We start from the raw sequence: 328 nt of genomic DNA, 5'->3' as shown, positions 1-328 counted from the left end.
GAATTATTTTCGTCAATTAAAATACGAAATTAAGAAAAGATAAATTATCGCAAATTATATGCTTTACTTTACATTCAAAATGGAAATAATGATAATAAATGTTAGGATGCATCTGACAGTAAAAAGAGTCATATTAAAATGAAAAATATCATTCTTGTAATTTTGATTGCAAACATTTTATCGGCTTGTGCTTTAGCACCAAAGCTCAAACAACCCAATGATAGGAACCGTGTGCCTATTAATAAAACAATCCCTGCCGAAATCAAGCGAGGAGACACAGGAAAACAAAACAAGCAAAACCAGTGAAAGCCGAACAACTTAGCAGTTA

1 protein-coding gene is annotated in these 328 nt (G+C 31.4%); it reads left to right on the top strand.

From position 1 onward, the window contains the following. The first annotated feature begins 138 nt into the window (after positions 1-138). Complete coding sequence (locus ACFINC_RS10030; RefSeq protein WP_375617119.1) at positions 139-306, top strand: TrwH protein; 168 nt, start codon at positions 139-141, stop codon at positions 304-306. Positions 307-328: the final 22 nt, after the last annotated feature.

This window comes from Bartonella sp. AP58NXGY (genome assembly GCF_042195785.1).
Taxonomy (GTDB): Bacteria; Pseudomonadota; Alphaproteobacteria; order Rhizobiales; family Rhizobiaceae; genus Bartonella.
This window is presented reverse-complemented; position numbering and strand designations above follow the sequence as displayed.

Bases quoted from the DNA above. Each gene is read 5' to 3' on its own strand.
- ACFINC_RS10030 (WP_375617119.1), top strand. From the start codon at position 139: ATGAAAAATATCATTCTTGTAATTTTGATTGCAAACATTTTATCGGCT.